Below are 17041 nucleotides of genomic sequence, written 5' to 3' on the forward strand. Positions count from 1 at the left end.
GCGGAGCCCTCGCACGGGCGAGGGCCCGCCCTCGTGAGTGATCACGCGGACGGGCCCTCGTGCGGGCGACCGTTCACCGGTGGCCCCGGACACGGGCCAAAGCGAAGCGGAGGCCCCAAGGGGCACGGTCAGCCCTCCAGGGAGTCGGTGCTGTTGGCCTTGCGCTTGCGGCTCAGGTAGATCGCACCGGCGCCGGCGCCCAGGGCGGCGACACCGGCGGCGACCAGACCGGCCAGAGCGCCACCGGTGACCGGCAGGGACGGCGTGTTGTTGTCGTCCGGGGTCGGGGTGGGGGTCGGCTCCGGCGTCGGCTCCGGGGTGGGAGTCGGCGTCGGGGTCGGCTCCGGGGACGGCTCCGGGCTCTCGCTCGGGCTCGGCGAGGGCTCCGGGGACGGCTCCGGAGCGGCGGTCCAGTCGACGGAGGCGGAGGCGGACACCTCGACCTCGCCCTCCTCGGCGGTGATGAGGGTCTGCGTCTCGACCTCCTCGCCCTTGAACAGGCGGCCGGTCTGCACCGTGGCGCTGGCGGACAGGCTGAAGGAGGCGGAGCCGTCCTCGGCGTCCTCGGGGACGGAGAAGCCGACGGTGTCGCCGTTCTCGACGGCGTTCACCTCCTCACCCGACTCCAGGTCGACCAGGTCGACGCCCTCGGGGACGTCGGAGCCCAGCTCGACCGGGATCTCGCCCTCGAAGCTGGTCTCGACGAGGAACTCGCCGACGGTCTCGCCCGCCTGGCCGGAGGCCTCACCCGGCGTGATGCTCAGCGTGGCGTCGGGCTCCTCGCCCTGGTTGAGGTCCACGGCGTTGCCGATGAGGTACTCGTAGATCGCCGTGGTGGCGGGCTCGGCCCGGGTCAGGTCGGCGCCGTTGCTGAAGTGCCAGATGGCGGCCTGGGTGGCGGAGAGCGCCTGCTTGTCGGAGACGCGGCCGGGGGCTCCGGCGGCCTCGGCCAGCTCATCGGTGCTCACCGCCGGGTAGCCGTTCTGGAGGACCCAGTGCACCTTGGCGGGCTCGGCGAAGTCGCCCTTGCCCGGGTAGTTGGCCCAGGCGTCCTCGCGGTACCAGGCGTCGCCGCGGATACCGGTCTCGAGGTCGATGCAGTAGGTGGTGAGCGTGTTGCCGTTCTCCAACTTGAGGTTGAAGAGGCTCACCCGGGTGCGGTCGTCGTTCATCCAGATGGTCTCGCCGCTCTCGGCGTTGCCCACGTACTGGCCGCGCACGGAGCCCTCGTAGGGTTCCGGCTCGGCCGCGGCGGGGGCGGCCAGGCCGAAGGCGAGCAGGCCCGCCACGGTGGCCGAGAAGCCGGCCCGGGCGACGGAACGGGGGAAAGTCAGGTCAGTCAAATTGTGTCCCGGTGTGTCTAGGGGTTACCGGTGGGCCCGCCTGTGTGGAAACGGGGGGTGGAACGGGCACGGCCTCCACGGACGGCGGGCGGGACGAGTCTTCGGGGGTCGTCGCAGCCGTCTGGGGCGATCACCGGACGGTCCGGAAGCGTGGCACCGCTGTCCGTGGGGTGGACGCGTCATCGGTGTGGCGCCAACGCGGGAGCGGGCCGCGTTCGTCGTGGAATGTCTGCCGCGGGTCGATACTAGCGACCGGCTCCGCCTCTTCCAACCCACTCCGCCGATTTTGTCCGTGAATCGGACGCGGACAAAAACCCTCGAAAAGTGTCCTGATCACGACACGCACCGGATATGCGCGGAGACCGGTTCAGTTCCGGCGCTTGCGGCCCAGAACGAGGATGATCAGGCCGGACACGACCAGCGCACCGGCGATGATCAGCAGCCCCGACAGCCAGGTCCCGGTTCCCGCGAGGTCGTCGTCCGCGCTGTGCTCCCGCGGCTCGTCGGAGGGCTCGTCGGAGGGTGTGGCGTCGGGCACCACGACCGCGGAGTCGTCCGTGCCGGCGGCGGACTCGGGTTCGGGCACGGAGGGCGCGGGAGTTGCGGGTTCGGGGCTCGCGATCTCCTCGGGTTCCTCGGAGTGCCAGGTGAGGGTGGCCGCCGTCGCGCGCGCCGCCGTCCCGGGCTCCGCGGTGATCAGCGGCTGCGTGCGCACTCCGTCCCGACCGGTGAACAGACGGCCTTCGGGCAACGGCACGTCGTCTCCGCGCACGTGCAGGGTCACCACCCCGGCCGGGACCGACGGGTCCACGTCGAGGTAGACCGACTCCCCGTCGTGCACCCGGCGCACCTGTTCACCGTCCGCGTCGACCAGCCACGACGCCGGAGCGCCCCGCACCGCGACGCGGACGGGTTCCGTGCCCGAGCTGGTCACGGTCAGCGGGCCCAGGGGCTTCTCGGGCGCGACGGTCTCCAGCTGGGTCGGACTGATCTTCAGGGACGGCGCTCCGGAGTCGTCGGGCGCGTCCTCACTGCCCGCGACGAGGTACTCGTACAGCGCGGTCACGGCGGTGTCGTTGGCGCCGGGATCGAGCTCCACCCCGTCCAGGACGTGCCACAGGGCGGCCTGGGTGCCCGCGATCGCCTGGCGTTCGTCGAGGAAGATCGTCTCCGAGGCCATGGCCAGGTCCGCGAGCGCCACGTGGGGGTAGGAGTTGGCGACCACCCAGGTCGCTCGGTCCACCGAGTCCGTCACCGCGTCGATTTCGGTCCACCGCGTACCGTCGTCCCACGCTGACTCGACGTAGGCGGCGCGCTGGCGCACCTCACCGTCCGCTTCGGCCGTGTAGGCGCTCACCGAGGCGCTGTCGGCCACACGGAGACTGAACAGGGCCGTGGGGACCTCGGTTCCGTCGGAGAGGACGATCTCGTTGCCCTGGACGGGGTCGCGGTCCACTCGGGAGAAGTCCTCGGCCAGAGCCGCGGGGGCGCCGCTCAGACCGCCGACGAGGGCGGCCGACGTCAGTACGGCGGGGCACCGACACAGGATGCTCCACACGCTCACATGCTCCCCGGAAAAGGACGGCGGACCCGGAGCCCGACCGACGAAACCATGATCTTGGACCACCCAGACTAACGGCCCGGCACCCTCCGTGACGGGGTGAGGGCCGGACAGCGGCACAATCGTGTGCCGGCCGTGACATCCGTGCCGCACGGACGGGCGGGGTACCCCCGTACCCTCGGTAGGCTGACCTGGAAGGTATGTCCTCTACGGAAACGGGTTTGCGGCGATGGCCCACGCGGTAACTCCCAGCACTGCCCCGAACAGCGGCCCCACTCCGGTGGCCTATGAGCAGGCGCTGGCCAAGTACGAGCCCGTACTCGGCTTGGAGACCCACATCGAGCTGGGTACCGCCTCCAAGATGTTCTGCTCCTGCCCCACCGCGTTCGGAGCGCGACCCAACACCCAGGTGTGCCCTGTCTGCCTCGCGTTGCCCGGCTCGCTCCCGGTCGTCAACCGAAAGGCCGTCGAGGGCGCCATCCGGCTGGGTCTGGCGCTCAACTGCTCCATCGCCCCCTGGGGCCGGTTCGCCCGGAAGAACTACTTCTACCCGGACATGCCGAAGAACTACCAGATCTCCCAGTACGACGAGCCGATCTGCGTCGACGGCCACCTCGACGTGACGGTCGACACCCCCGAGGGGCCCCGCGTCTTCCGCGTCGACATCGAGCGCGTCCACATGGAGGAGGACACCGGCAAGACCTCCCACGTGGGCGGCGCCACCGGTCGCATCCACGGCGCCGACTACTCGATCGTCGACTACAACCGGGCGGGCATCCCGCTGCTGGAGATCGTCACCAAGCCCATCACCGGCACCGGCGAGCTCGCGCCGCTGGTCGCCCGCGCCTACGCCGCCGAGCTGCGCGACCTGGTCCGCTCCCTGGGCATCTCCGACGTGCGCATGGAGGAGGGCTCCATGCGCTGCGACGTGAACGTGTCCATCAACGAGCGCGGCGCCGACGAGTGGGGCACCCGCAGCGAGACCAAGAACGTCAACTCCCTGCGCTCCGTCGAGCGCGCCGTCCGCTCCGAGATCGAGCGCCAGGCCGGTGTGCTGGACGACGGCCAGAAGGTCGTCCAGGAGACCCGCCACTTCCAGGAGAACACCGGCCGCAGCATCTCCGGCCGCTCCAAGGAGGAGGCTCAGGACTACCGGTACTTCCCTGACCCCGACCTGGTCCCCGTCGCCCCCTCGCAGGAGTGGATCGAGGAGCTGCGGGCCACTCTGCCCGAGCTGCCCGCCGCCAAGCGCGCTCGCGTGCGCGCCGAGTGGGATCTCACCGACACCGAGCTGCGCGACCTGGTCAACGCCGACGCCATCGACCTGGTCGAGGCGACCGTCGCCGCGGGGGCGCCGTCGGCGGAGGCCCGCAAGCTGTGGCTGAACGAGCTGTCCCGCCGCGCCACGGAGCAGGAGGTCGAGCTGGCCTCCCTGCCGATCACGCCCGGCCAGGTGGCCCGGATCATCGCGCTCGTCGCCGAGGGCACGCTCACCAACAAGCTGGCCCGCCAGGTCGTCGAGGGCGTCCTCGCCGGTGAGGGCGAGCCCGACGCGGTCGTGGACGCCCGCGGCCTCAAGGTGGTCAGCGACGACGGCGCGCTCGGCGCGGCCGTCGACGAGGCGATCGCCGGCAACCCCGACGTCGCGGAGAAGGTGCGCGGCGGCAAGGTCGCCGCGGCCGGCGCCCTCGTCGGCGCCGTCATGAAGGCGACGCGGGGCCAGGCCGACGCCGGCCGCGCCCGCGAGCTCATCCTGGAGAAGCTCGGCGCGAAGTGACCCGTACCGGGCGTGCGTCGGGGAGACCGGACGCACGCCCGTTGACCACGGAGTGTCATCGCTCTGACGTCAACTCTCTGTCGGTCCTCAATCGCTGTGTGACCTTGGTTGCGTAGGGTGGCCGAACACGGGGGTGTGCGCCCTCCCGGGCCGTCGGGCGCCGGTTCGCCGCGCTCCCCCGGGGTGCGGACGGCGGCCCGAGGTGTCGGACGCCGCACCGCGCCCAGAGTCGATCGACACGAGGTTGGTGCCCCATGTCCGAGGAGAGAGCGCGACGGCGGCCCGACGCCGCACATTCCGCGCCCCGCGCCCGGGGAGGCCGCTGATGGGCGGTAGGGCACGCCAGTTGTGGCTGGTCGGTGTGGGGGCTCTGTTCCTGCTCCACGCCGCACTGACGCTCGTACCCATCTCGACCTGGACGCTGGCCGCGGCTCTCGGGGAGTGGCCGACGACGATCGCGGCGGGCGCGGCCGGGGTGTCCCTGCTGTCCGCCTCGCGTCGCTGGGCGGCCAACGGTACGGACCGGGGAGCGCACGCTGACGGCGCCGACGGCGCGGCCGCGCTCCGCAACCTCGCCTTCGCCGCGTTCGCCTGGTGCCTGGGCGGTCTCACGCACGGGATCACGGGTCTGCTCAGCTCGGGATCCGTGTTCTCGCTCACGTTGGGTGATCTTTTCGCTCTCACCGCGTTGCCACTCTTCGTAGTCGGATTCACCAGGTTCGCGCCGTGGCCGGGCGGGCTCCGGACCGCCCTGCGGCACATCACCGACAGCTACGTGTGCGCGGCCGCCGTGTTCTCCGTCGTGTGGCTGCTGATCTTCGCTCCGCTCTACCAGGAGCTGGGGGAGGGCGCCGGGTTCCTCGGTTTCGCGCTGGTCTATCCGGTCGCCGACATCGTCGTCCTGTGCCTGCTGGTGCCCCTGGTGTTCATGTCGCCGCACAGCACGCGGCGCGCGGTCCTGTGGGCGATCGGCTCGCTGATCCTCATCGCCGGGGCGGACCTGATCGGAGCCATCACCCGGCTGACCGGCCCGCCCGTGGCCGGGGGGATCGAGTACCCGGTCAAGCTCCTCGGCTTCGCCGTCCTGGGCGCGCTGCCGTGGCTGGTCGAGCACCGCCAGGCCGCGACCCCGCGCCGGATCACCGGCCGGGGCCTGTACCGGTTCGCCCCCGAGCTCGCCGCCATCGGCGCCCTGTTCGTGGCCACCGTGGTCCTGACGGTGGCCGCGCTCGGGCTGCCCGGGGTCGCCGCCGTCCTGCCGCTGGCCGCCGGAACCGCGGTGGTCGTGCTGCTCGTCCGCGTCGTCGGCATGTTGGAGGAGAACTCCACGCTGGCGCGCATGGTCCGCAACCGCGAGGGGCACTTCCACGAGTTGGCCCGTAACAGCGGCGACGTCATCCTCATCGTGGACCGAGACGGTGCCGTCCACCACGCCAGCCCGGGCACGGCGGAGGCCTTCGGCTACCGGCTCGAGGACGTGCTCGCCGCCCCGGTCACCGCGCTCATCCACCCCGAGGACCTGTCGCGCACCCAGGCCGTCACCGACCTGTTCACCGGCCACGGGGGCCGGGGCGTCCACCTGCGACTGCGTGTACGCGCCGCGGACGGGACGTGGCGGCACACCGAGTCGACGGTCTCGCTGTACGAGCAGCCGGGCGAGCCCGCGCGGCTCCTGGTCACCACCCGCGACATCAGCGCGCAGGTGGCGCTCCAGGACGAGGTGGAGCACCTGACCTTCCACGACGGTGTGACCGGGCTGCCCAACCGCGCCTACCTGGAGGAGCGGGCCAGCGACGTGCTCGCGCACCGGGCGATCAGCGATGAGTCCGCCGGGGACATCGCGGTGATCTTCCTGGACCTGGACGGTTTCACGGCCGTCAACGACTCCGCCGGGCACGTGCGCGGCGACCACCTGCTGGGGCAGGCGGCCCGCAGGCTCCGCGGCGAGCTGGAGTCCTCCGCGACGCTGGCCCGGTGGGGAGGGGACGAGTTCGCGGTCCTGATCGAGGGGATGCCGCGCGCCCAGCGGGTGGTGGACCTGGCCGAGCGCCTGGGCAGGGCGATCGCCTCCGAACCGTTCCAGGTCGCAGACCGGCGCATCGTCCTGACGGCGAGCATCGGCGTGGCCTTCTCCGAGCCCACGACCGACAGCGGGGAACTGCTGCGCAACGCCGACGTGGCGATGACGCGCGCCAAGGAGCGCGGCGCCGGCCACGTGGAGGTGTACGCGGCGCACATGCACGACACGGTCGTCTCCCGCCTGGAACTCCAGATCCGGTTGCGCGAGGCGCTCGCGGGCGGTGAGTTCTTCCTGGAGTACCAGCCGATCGTGGACCTGGGCTCCTCCCAGGTGACGGCGGTCGAGGCGCTCGTGCGCTGGAACCGCGACGGCGAGACGGTCGGCCCGGACACCTTCCTGGGCGCGGCAGAGGAATCGGGGCTGATCGTCCCCCTGGGGGAGTGGATCCTGCGGGAGGCCTGCGCGAAGGTCGCCGTGTGGCGGGTCTCGGACTGGGAGATCGGCCTGTCGGTGAACCTGTCCGCCAAGCAGGTGCTGTCGCCGCGCTTCGTGCGGACCGTCGAGGAGATCCTCACCGAGACGGGCCTGCCCGCCGAGGTGCTCACCCTGGAGGTGGACGAGGACGTCCTGCTCGGCGACAGCGCCGAGGCCGTCGAGCGTCTCGGCGAGCTGCGCGCGCTGGGCGTACGGTTGGCCATCGACGACTACGGCATGGGCTACGCCTCGCTGGCGCACCTGCGCGAGCTGAGCGTGGACGCGATCAAGATCGACCCGTCGTTCATCGCCGACCTGGGCCGCGACGACACGGTCACGCTGCTCACCCACACCATCATCCAGCTCGGGCGCGACCTGGGCGTCCAGGTGGTGGCCGAGGGCATCGAGCGCCCCGAGCAGCTCGAGCAGCTGCGGGGGATGGGCTGCGACCACGGGCAGGGCTTCCTGGTGGCCCGCCCGATGCCCGCCAGCGGCGTCGAGGCGCTCGTCGGCGGCGAGGCGGGCGCCAACCTCTAGGCGCGTGTCCGGAACCGGTCACACCGCGTTCCGGTCCCGACGGGCGCGGCCTCACCTCGAGTGACGTCTCCGGTGGCTCCTGCCCGTGCTCACTGTGGGCGACATCGCGGGCGACAGAACCTCCGAAAAACTGACAAAGTTGGAACCATCCCTACGTTCCGTGCCGTCGAAAACGCGTGAAGTCGTCGTGCCGCACGCGTGTGCGAGGTTCGACGCCGAGGAACGCGGCCGTCCCGATAGCCGGTCAGATGAAGGAGGAGTCCACGTGTCCGGTTGGAACATCTCCCCCCAGGAGGTCGGGTCCGTCCTGTCAGCGACCGCCGCCCACCTCGGCGAGGAGGGCGGCTCCGACGGTCTGCTCGGCCAGATGGACCGCATGGAGACCGACATCACCCAGGCCAGCACCCACATCAACAGTTCCCCCGTCTCCTTCGCCCTCGGCGAGTTCGCGGAGTACTACTTCGGTCTCATGGGCGACATGCTCAGCCTGACCGCCAGCGCCCTGGAAGCCACCAGCGAGGCCACCACCGCCTACGTCGAGGGCAACACCGAGATGGCCCTGGAGGCCCAGCGCAACGCCGGGGAGGTCCCCGAGCCGGAACCCCCCACGAGGCCGGGCAACGCGCAGATCGTCTGACCCGCACCCCGCGCGTCCCGGACCCCCGCCCCCTCCCCGAAGGACCCCTCAGTGCCCCCTGCCGACAGTCCCGCCGCCGGTGCCCCGCTGACCATCGAAGAGCAGCGAGGCATGCTCACCGACAGCGACGGCAAGATCAGCCCGTACCTGTTCCCCATTCCCACCTCCTCACCCGACTACATCGAGACCCTCGCCTCCCGGCTGCGTACCTGCGGTGGAAACGTCGCCGACACCGGCAACGACATCAACGCCTCCTGGGGCGACCTGACCGGCTGCTACCACGCCCCCGAAGCGGAGGAGCTCTACTCCGTCCTGCGCCCGGTCGCCACCGACGGCGACACCGTCTCCGAGGGCCTGGAGGCAGCCGCCAGCGCCTTGGAGGACTTCGCGGGGGAGCTGCGGGAGATCAAGTCCGACTGGAGGGCGCTGCAGGCCGACGCCATCGAGTTCCGCAACAGGATCGATTCCGAGGGCGACGAGTGGCGTGAGGCCGAAGGGATCAAGGGGTTCTTCGGGATCGGGGAGAGCCCCAACGTCGCGGAGAACGAGGGGTACGTCACCCGGGGCGAGGGCCTGATCGAGAGGTACGCCGAGGCCGAACTCGACTGCGCCAACGGGATCAACGCCGACGTTCCCGGCCGCACCAGCTTCGAGGCCATACCCGCGAACGGCGAGCTCGACTCCGACGTGTTCTACCACGGCTACGAGCAGGACCTGTCGGAGCTGGCCACCGAGTGGGGCATCGAGGAGGCCACCACCGACGAGCACTGGTGGGTGGATGTGGGCGCCGCGGTGGGTGACTACGTGGTGGGCGCGGTCGAGGACCTGGGGGCGATGGTCGGCGCGCACAGTTCCGAGGGCTGGTTCGAGATGTCCTGGGGCGAGGCGATGGCCGAGCAGTGGGAGAGCAGCGCCCAGTCGTTGGCGTCGCTGGTGGGGATGTACGACGCCGAATCCGATGACTGGGGCTGGGCCGGGTGGGGCACCGTGGGGTCGGCGTGGAAGGACGCCGCGCACGCGGTCGTGCCGTGGGAGGAGTGGGGTGAGCGGCCGGGGTACGTGATCGGCACGGCGGTGCTCAACATCGGGGTGACGGCGTTGGGCGCGGCGCTGTCGGCCACGGGTGTGGGCGCGGCGGTGGGTGTGCCGCTGATGGCCTGGCGGGGCGCGTCCATCCTCAGCAACATGGGCGGGAGCCGGATCCCGGACGTGGATATCCCCGACGTGGACCCGCAGGGGATCGGCGTCAACCTGAACCTGCCCCGGTTCGCGGGAGGGTCCCGGGAGCTGTTCCGGCTCGATCTGTCCGGTCTCGATCTGAGCAGGCTGAGCCCGCAGCGGTTGACGGACGTCAAGGGTGCGGTGGAGCGGCTGGTGGCCCGGTTCGGCCCCGGGGGCGGAACCGAGGGGACGGAGACCCCCGGCGGGCCGTCCACCCCGCGGACCGTGGCTGACGACGGCGCGGAGGCGACCGACACCCGTCACCACCGGCGCGGTGCCTCGGAGGAGGATCCCACCGCCCAGGACCTCCAGGACGCCCTCACGTTGCAGGACGTGCTCAACCCGGCGTCCGAGTTCTCGACCGAGATGCGGGACCAGAACCAGGGTGACTTCCTGGTGAATGCCGTCCACCCCGATCCTGATGGCCCTCCGCCGAGTCGGGAGGCCTTGGAGAGCGGTTTCGGTGATGGGCCCGAACCCGACAACGCGAGGGTGCGCGCGGGGGTGGGCGGCCGTGGTGACGACGCGCTGACCGCGGCCAGGGACACCCCCAGGCCCGTATCGGAGCGCCTGGTGGACGTGACCAGCATCGGTGACCGCGGACACGACGGCGACCACACGCCCGACAGGGGCGTGGACAGAGCCTTCGAAGCGATCGTGCGTGACCGTACCCCGGACGCCACCAACAGGGTGGATGAGACCACGCCGAGGGTCCGCGACACCGATCAGGACGACGGCACCGACCGTTCTCCGGACTCGCGGACCGACGGTGAGCGGACATCGACGGACTCCATGGGGCGTGAAGGCTCCTCAGACGGTCCGACGCTTCGCCGAGTCTTGGACCCGGGTGGCTCGGATGCTCCCACCCCGCGACGCGGCAGCGGCGACGACGACAGCGGTAGTGATGGCAGCGCTGGTGACCCCGACCCCGACCACGTGCCGAGGCGTGGCGGCTGGCACGACGCGACCAACGAGGAAAGGCTCGCGGCGGCTCGTCCGTACATCGGAGACACGGTGTGGACCAACGGGAAAGACTTCGTGAACGACATCGTGGACCTGGTGAACAGGCACGACGAGTTCCGTGAGATCTACTATCGTCCCACTGACGGGAACAAGTGGAGGGCGGACTCCATGATCGGCGAGTGGGTCATGCCGATCATCAAATTGGACCCGAACACTGGAAAATGGTACTCGACGCAAACTCTCCCTTCGGCCCCGAATCCTAAATATATCGGCGCCAGGATCGACGGGACGGCGAAGACTCTCCCGCAGAAGGTCAAAAGATACCTCAACAGGCTCTCAGCCGCGCGCGACAGCTTCAACACGAGCTCCCTGAAGAGAGAGAAGCTACTCAACGCGAGGAAGAAATTCTTCGCGAACAGGGAGCCTGGCTCGGAAAACAACCTGGTCGCCAACGCGGAGTCTGAATACTCTGAGGCTCAGGCTAGAAGGACCAAGGCTGCCGAGAGGTACGGTGAGGGCGCTGCACGACGGGCGGTCGAGGAGAATTTCAACGGCAGGACGAGGGTCGAATACCGAGAAGTCGTCAATGGCAAGGTAGTCACGAAGAAGTTGACCCTCCCCAAGATCGTTCCGGATCCGGAGACCGGCGGTCCCATCAAACCCGCGAGTGCGGCTCCAGGGAGTGGAAGCGACCAGTTCGATCAGATCTGGCGAGCCGAAGACGCTGACGGGAACGAATCCTTCGTCGTCGTCGAGGCAAAGAGTCGCGCTGACACCAGGCTTGGTGAACGCGAACTAGAAGAGAACGGGGTGGTGACCAAGAAGGTCAAACAGGGAACAAGGGAGTACTTTGAAAGCATCCTTGAGGAGATGAGGCTCAGAGGGGGAGAGGAAAAGAAGCTTGCGCGAGAAATCAGGCGAGCTCTGCGAAATGACAGGGTTCACTATGTGGTGGCAAGGGGTAATCCTGATGGTAACATGCACGGGGGGCACAGTATGAGGATGTTCAATATCACGGGAAGAGACATCCGATGAACCACAGGATTTTCCGGCATGATCTGAGTCGACCTGACTATGTAAACGATGCCGAAGAGCACGCCGAGGAAACAGAGGAAGAGGCGGCGTCGCTCGAAACCCATCCACAGTCAGTTGACATGTCGCTCTCGCCGCTCTACCTCAATGCCCGGATCGATCTCGTCCTGGATCCAGAGGCAGTGAAGCTTGGCACATGGGAGTCCTGGGTCGGAGCCATGCAGGTTCACCACGCCATGTTCGTGATGACCACGAGACCCGAGGGCACCCCGGTCGAGTTCCTGGTCAACCACAAGATCCGTAGAACCACCGCGATCGGCCCCCGGTACTGCGCGAACGCCAGCAACTGGCTCACCGCGTTCGCCTTGGCCATGACCTGCCGCGACGAGAAGCGGTGGACGGAGCTGTGTGAGATCCCCGTCGACTCTCTCCGAGAGTGGGGCGAGAGCGATGGCGCCCAGTACGATCCCTACGTCTACCACTGGATCGCCGCCATCCAGGCGTTCCTCCTCAACCGCTCCGATCTCGCTGACGAACTCCAGGCGGCTTTTGAACTCTCCGACCCTGGTGTCGTCAGGTACGGATCGGAAGAGGCCGTGAACAAGGTCATCTTCCCCCCGATGAAGGTCTTCCTTCAGCTTGTCGGAAACGAACCTGAAGAGTTCAACTCAGCGCTTGCTGAAGGGCTCGAACTCTGGCGCGACTACTTCACTTCGGATGAGAAACGCGCCAAGAGTATCAATGGCGCTATCCCTCTCCTCCTGTTGGCCTTCGCCTGTATGGCCTATGACATCAGCCAGCATGACCCCGGCTTCCAGCTTGAGGTGGAATCTGACTTCCTTCCCAAACACATCGTCCAGAACAGTTGGTACGGCCAGTTCCCGATCTGATTTGGTCTGGAAAAAGCTCCAGCAGGAAGCAGAGGGACGCGCCACCGAGTGAGTTGAACGGCGCCCACCGGGGTCGCCATCCCGCGAATCCTCGGAGAACACCGCCGGTTCGACCGGACCGGGCGCATCGGGAGACGGGGAGTCCGCTGGATCTCGGCGCTCCGGGTGTTCGTCCCCGACCGGCCCGGGCGGGGCGAGGTGCTCCTCATGAAGGCGCACGTCCTGGAGGTGGGTGAAGGCGTCCCGTCGGGTGACAGTGCCGAGACTGTCGAGCGCCACCTCTGTGGCCGCACGCCCGGGAATCGGCGACATACCCGGGCGTTATGGCGTTCGCCCGCGCGGATGTCGATGTACTGGCTACGTTTCCGACATGCCCTCGTCCCGACACGGGTTCCCCCTCGGTCTGCCGCGGAACGCCCCCGGCTTCGCGGCGGAGCTGCTCCGAGAGGCCACCGGGAGGCCGCGGCCCTGGGGCCTCCGGAGGAGACCGTGAAGCCGCGCGACGACGAGTTCAGGACCGAGTTGATCGGCCGTCCCTTCCGCGAGGGCGAGACCCTGGGCCCCATCGGGGCGATCATCGGGGTTCTGGAGGTCCGGGACCTCGAAGTCGGCGACGAGGTGCGTCAGCGGATCGCGGTCATGGCCGACCGCGAGACACTGCGTGTCTGGGGCCGTCGGGCCGCGGAGATGGAGTCTGCCGAGGACCTGTTCCTCCGACCTTCGCGAGGACCGTCCACGGGCTGGACGGGTCCGACCTTCAGCGTGTTCTGCGTTACACCGGTGCTGGTGCTTCGCCGGGTTTGCCCTGTTCAACGCCGCAGCGTGTCGCATCGTCTGGTCGGATGCTGACATGACTGTCTCGCATAGTGAGACAATGTGTCGATCTTGTTGACGCGCGGCCACTCCTTCGGCCACTGTTGTGATCGTGCAGAACAACTCCCTGATTCTCGTACTTGGTCGGCGCGCAGCCCACTGAGTTACTTCTGCTGCGCGCCACCCCTCAACCGCCACCGGGCGGTGGGGGTTTTTTTATTGCCACACCAGGCGTTGAGTCAGACCCACCAAGCCAGAGCCGCTGTACCGCTCTGGACCCTCGCTGAAGGATCTTGAGATGACCGAGCAGATGACCGGCGCCCAATCGCTGATCAGGTCACTGGAGCACGCCGGCGTTGACACTGTCTTCGGGATTCCCGGTGGCGCCATCCTCCCCGCCTACGACCCCCTCTACGACTCGGCCAAGGTGCGCCACATCCTGATGCGCCACGAGCAGGGAGCGGGCCACGCGGCGGAGGGATACGCCTACGCCACGGGCCGACCCGGGGTGTGCATGGCGACCAGCGGCCCCGGAGCCACCAACCTCGTGACCCCCCTCGCCGACGCGCACATGGACTCGGTTCCCATGGTCGCGATCACCGGCCAGGTGGCCTCCCCGATGATCGGCACCGACGCCTTCCAGGAAGCCGACATCTGCGGCATCACGATGCCCATCACCAAGCACAACTTCCTGGTCAGCGACGTCCGCGACATCCCGCGCACGGTCGCTGAGGCCTTCCACATCGCCTCCACCGGTCGGCCCGGCCCGGTTCTGGTCGACATCTCCAAGGACGCCCTGCAGGCGTCGACGGACTTCGTCTGGCCCGAGCGCCTCGACCTGCCCGGCTACCGTCCGGTCACCAAGCCGCACGGCAAGCAGGTCCGCGAGGCCGCCCGGATGATCAGCGAGGCCAAGCGCCCCGTGCTGTACGTGGGCGGCGGCGTCCTGCGCTCCGGAGCCTCGGCCGAGCTGCGGGTCCTGGCCGAACTCACCGGCGTTCCCGTGGTGACCACCCTGATGGCCCGGGGCGTCTTCCCCGACAGCCACCCCCTGTTCGTGGGCATGCCCGGCATGCACGGCGACGTCGCCGCGGTCGGCGCCCTCCAGAAGGCCGACCTCATCGTCGCCCTGGGCGCCCGCTTCGACGACCGGGTCACCGGCCGCCTGGACAGCTTCGCCCCGGACGCCAAGATCGTCCACGCCGACATCGACCCCGCGGAGATCTCCAAGAACCGCCACGCGGACGTGCCCATCGTCGGTGACTGCCGCGAGGTGCTCGCCGACCTGGTGGTCGCGGTGCGCGCCGACCAGGAGAAGGGCCGCGAGGGCGACTACGCCGCCTGGTGGAGCCAGCTCAACCGGCTGCGCACCACGTATCCGAAGGGCTTCGAGGAGGCCACCGACGGCAGCCTGTCCCCGCAGGCCGTCNGCCGGCCCGGAGGCCACCTACGTCGCCGGTGTCGGCCAGCACCAGATGTGGGCCGCCCAGTTCATCGACTACGAGCGCCCCGGCGCCTTCGTCAACTCCGGTGGCCTCGGCACCATGGGCTTCTCCGTCCCGGCCGCGCTCGGCGCCAAGGTCGGCGACCCGGACCGCGTGGTGTGGTCGGTCGACGGCGACGGCTGCTTCCAGATGACCAACCAGGAGCTCGCCACCTGCGCCATCGAGGGGATCCCGATCAAGGTCGCCGTCGTCAACAACGGCAACCTGGGCATGGTCCGCCAGTGGCAGACCCTGTTCTACGAGGGGCGCTACTCCAACACCAACCTGCAGACCGCGCCCAAGGACGAGAAGGTGCGGATTCCCGACTTCGTCCGCCTCTCGGAGGCGTACGGTTGTGTCGGTCTGCGTTGCGAGCGCCCCGAGGACATCGACGCCACCATCGAGAAGGCCATGGCCATCGACGACGTCCCGGTCGTCGTGGACTTCACCGTGAACCACGACGCCATGGTCTGGCCGATGGTCGGTCCCGGTGTCAGCAACGACAACATCCAGTACGCGCGCGACATGGCGCCGAACTGGGAACACGAGGACTAGGAGAGGCCCGAACCACCATGAGCAGTCACACGCTTTCCGTTCTGGTGGAGGACACCCCGGGTATCCTCGCACGTGCCTCCTCCCTCTTCTCCCGCCGCGGGTTCAACATCGACTCGCTCAGTGTCAGCACCACTGAGTACGCGGGCCTGTCCCGGATGACGATCGTGGTCAACTGCGACCTCCACCCCTTGGAGCAGGTGACCAAACAGCTCAACAAGCTGGTCAACGTCGTCAAGATCGTGGAGATGGACACCACCGCGTCGGTCCAGCGCGAGCTCCTGCTCGTCAAGGTCAAGGCCGACGCGTCCAGCCGCACCCATGTGCTTCAGACGGCCGAGCTGTTCCGCGCCCACGTCGTGGACGTCAGCCCGGACGTCGTCGTCATCGAGGCCACCGGTGATCCCGAGAAGCTCGATGCCCTGGTCAAGAACCTGGAGCCGTTCGGCATCAGGGAACTCGTCAAGTCCGGTCTGGTCGCCCTGGGCCGCGGGCCCCGGTCGATCACCGACCGCTCCCTCCGCGCGGTCGACCGCAGCGCCTGAGTCCGCGGGCACCGGACCCACGCGCCGAGCCCGAGACACGAACGTAAGAATCAAGGAGTAACCCCAAGTGGCAGCACAGATGTACTACGACGACGCGGCTGACCTGGAGCTCATCCAGAGCAAGAAGGTCGCCGTGATCGGTTACGGCAGCCAGGGCCACGCGCACGCGCTGTCGCTGCGGGACTCGGGCGTCGACGTGCGGATCGGTCTGGCCGAGGGCTCCAAGAGCCGCGCCAAGGCCGAGGAGGAGGGACTGCGCGTCCTCACCCCCGCCGAGGCCGCCCGCGAGGCCGACGTCATCATGATCCTGGTCCCCGACCACATCCACCGGGACCTGTACGCCAACGAGATCGCGCCCAACCTCGAGGCGGGCAACGCGCTCTTCTTCGGCCACGGCTTCAGCATCCGCTACGGCCTCATCACCCCGCCCGAGGGCGTCGACGTGGCCATGGTCGCCCCCAAGGGTCCGGGTCACCTGGTCCGCCGCCAGTACGAGGCCGGGCGCGGCGTGCCCTGCCTGGTCGCGGTCGAGAAGGACGCCAGCGGTCAGGCCTGGGACCTGGCGCTGTCGTGGGCCAAGGGCATCGGCGGCACCAAGGCGGGCGTCATCAAGACGACGTTCACCGAGGAGACCGAGACCGACCTGTTCGGTGAGCAGGCCGTGCTGTGCGGTGGTACGGAGGAGCTGGTCAAGGCCGGTTTCGCCACCCTGGTCGAGGCGGGCTACCAGCCGGAGATCGCCTACTTCGAGTGCCTGCACGAGCTCAAGCTGATCGTCGACCTCATGTACGAGGGCGGCATCTCCAAGATGAACTGGTCGGTGTCGGACAACGCCGAGTACGGCGGTTACACCCGCGGCCCGCGCGTCATCACCGAGCAGACCCGCGAGGAGATGCGCAAGATCCTGCGCGAGATCCAGGACGGCAGCTACGCCAAGGAGCTCATGGACGAGTTCGACGCGGGTCAGCCGACCTTCACCAAGCGTCGGGAGGCCGAGCAGAACGAGCCGATCGAGAAGGTGGGCGCCCAGCTGCGTCCGCTCATGAGCTGGCTCAAGGCCTGACGGATCCGACGCCTCCGGGGCGGGTGCACACCCGCCCCGGAGGCGTATGCGGGGGTGGGGACGTCCGGTGCGTGGAGGGGACGCCGACCGTGTTCCCCGACCGGCCAGCGGACTTCCCTACCTCGGCAG

The 17041-nt window shown here is 69.1% G+C and carries 10 protein-coding genes and 1 pseudogene; 9 read left to right on the top strand and 2 right to left on the bottom strand.

The window, feature by feature from the left end; all coding sequences use genetic code 11:
- Positions 1-128 precede the first annotated feature (128 nt).
- Both D471_RS0108080 and D471_RS0108085 read right to left on the bottom strand, forming a co-directional pair.
- Complete coding sequence (locus tag D471_RS0108080) at positions 129-1343, bottom strand: thioester domain-containing protein (RefSeq protein WP_017598147.1); 1215 nt, start codon at positions 1341-1343, stop codon at positions 129-131.
- 367 nt (positions 1344-1710) lie between these two features.
- Complete coding sequence (locus D471_RS0108085) at positions 1711-2901, bottom strand: thioester domain-containing protein (RefSeq protein WP_017598148.1); 1191 nt, start codon at positions 2899-2901, stop codon at positions 1711-1713.
- Between the two features lie 283 nt (positions 2902-3184).
- On the opposite strand from D471_RS0108085, the gene gatB reads away from it, so the two are divergent.
- The 9 genes and pseudogenes from gatB to ilvC all read left to right on the top strand — a co-directional run bounded on the left by gatB (position 3185) and on the right by ilvC (position 16912).
- Positions 3185-4681, top strand: coding sequence for an Asp-tRNA(Asn)/Glu-tRNA(Gln) amidotransferase subunit GatB (gatB, locus tag D471_RS0108090; RefSeq protein ID WP_017598149.1), 1497 nt, complete (start codon positions 3185-3187; stop codon positions 4679-4681).
- Positions 4682-5006: 325 nt separating this feature from the next.
- Positions 5007-7712 (top strand): putative bifunctional diguanylate cyclase/phosphodiesterase, encoded by a 2706-nt coding sequence (locus tag D471_RS0108095; protein WP_026127523.1) that lies wholly within the window; start codon positions 5007-5009, stop codon positions 7710-7712.
- A gap of 265 nt (positions 7713-7977) precedes the next feature.
- Positions 7978-8349 (top strand): DUF6507 family protein, encoded by a 372-nt coding sequence (locus tag D471_RS0108100; protein WP_017598151.1) that lies wholly within the window; start codon positions 7978-7980, stop codon positions 8347-8349.
- 111 nt (positions 8350-8460) lie between these two features.
- Positions 8461-11568 (top strand): hypothetical protein, encoded by a 3108-nt coding sequence (locus D471_RS37570; RefSeq protein ID WP_152486253.1) that lies wholly within the window; start codon positions 8461-8463, stop codon positions 11566-11568.
- Positions 11565-12455, top strand: a complete 891-nt coding sequence (locus D471_RS0108110; RefSeq protein ID WP_026127524.1) for an immunity 49 family protein — start codon at positions 11565-11567, stop codon at positions 12453-12455. Before D471_RS37570 ends, D471_RS0108110 begins: the two co-directional genes overlap by 4 nt.
- Before the next feature lie 489 nt (positions 12456-12944).
- Positions 12945-13304: a hypothetical protein gene (locus D471_RS41110; RefSeq protein WP_017598154.1), complete on the top strand. Its 360-nt coding sequence runs from the start codon at positions 12945-12947 to the stop codon at positions 13302-13304.
- A 262-nt stretch (positions 13305-13566) separates the two neighbouring features.
- A pseudogene (locus tag D471_RS33495) lies at positions 13567-15307 on the top strand (acetolactate synthase large subunit).
- A 17-nt stretch (positions 15308-15324) separates the two neighbouring features.
- Complete coding sequence (gene ilvN / locus D471_RS0108135) at positions 15325-15849, top strand: acetolactate synthase small subunit (RefSeq protein ID WP_026127525.1); 525 nt, start codon at positions 15325-15327, stop codon at positions 15847-15849.
- A 67-nt stretch (positions 15850-15916) separates the two neighbouring features.
- Positions 15917-16912, top strand: coding sequence for a ketol-acid reductoisomerase (gene ilvC / locus D471_RS0108140; RefSeq protein ID WP_193789745.1), 996 nt, complete (start codon positions 15917-15919; stop codon positions 16910-16912).
- Positions 16913-17041: the final 129 nt, after the last annotated feature.

It is taken from the genome of Nocardiopsis lucentensis DSM 44048 (assembly GCF_000341125.1).
GTDB lineage: Bacteria > Actinomycetota > Actinomycetes > Streptosporangiales > Streptosporangiaceae > Nocardiopsis > Nocardiopsis lucentensis.